The sequence below is a fragment of the Loktanella sp. DJP18 genome (assembly GCF_049310965.1).
Classification (GTDB): Bacteria; Pseudomonadota; Alphaproteobacteria; order Rhodobacterales; family Rhodobacteraceae; genus Loktanella.
The window spans coordinates 1-745 of the sequence record NZ_JBMERN010000372.1 but is presented as its reverse complement, the minus strand read 5'-3'; the positions used below and the strand labels follow the sequence as shown (position 1 = coordinate 745).

Here is a 745-nt window from a genome sequence, read left to right as displayed (position 1 = left end):
TTGCGAACCTTCGTCGCCTTCTCCTCTGCCTGCTCGGCGCGGATGGCGTCCTCCGCCGCAGCGGTCTCCAGCTCTTCGAGCTGCAACTCGAGCTGGTCGATCAGCCGGGCGGTGCGTTCGGCGCTGCGGCCATACTTGTCGCGCTTGAGCATGGCAATCTCGAGCTTGAGGCCCGCGATCAGCGCCTCGGACGCCGACACCACGGCGTTCGAGCGGGCCAGTTCGGACCTCAAAGCGGCCAGTTCGGCGCGCAATTTCTCGAGCTCGGAGGCGGCATCTGACATGGTCATAATCTACCATGCCGGCTTACGAATGCCTATGCAAAACAGGGCTATAAGCGCGATTTACCCCACCTTTGCAGGGCGTTGTGTCCAACGCGGATTGCGCCAGTCAATGCCTTCCAGAAGATAGCCGAGCTGGGCTGCGGATATCTGAACCGCGTCGCCCGTGCGACTGACTGGCCAGATGAACTTACCTGCCTCAAGGCGTTTCAGATAGAGCGATGTGCCGACCCCATCATGCCATAAAATCTTGACCAGGTCGCCCTTGCGCCCTCTAAAGCAGAATATCTCCCCGGCATGAGGATCGCGCCCGAGGCCTTGCTGGACCTGCAATGCAAGGGTGTTCATGCCACGCCGCATGTCGGTGACGCCACCCGCGATCCAAACCTTCACGCCCGCCGGAAACGCGATCATTGACCGTCCACCACTGACAAAATCCGGGCAAGCGCTTCCGGGTCGACCAC

The 745-nt window shown here is 61.2% G+C and carries 1 protein-coding gene and 1 pseudogene; both read right to left on the bottom strand.

Annotated elements, in window-relative coordinates; translation table 11 throughout:
* Nucleotides 1-284 (bottom strand): annotated as a pseudogene (locus tag ACOI1H_RS25980) (IS66 family transposase); the annotation flags it as partial.
* Nucleotides 285-344: 60 nt separating this feature from the next.
* The coding region (gene tnpB / locus ACOI1H_RS25975; protein WP_422441240.1) for an IS66 family insertion sequence element accessory protein TnpB at nucleotides 345-745 on the bottom strand (401 nt) is incomplete at its 5' end.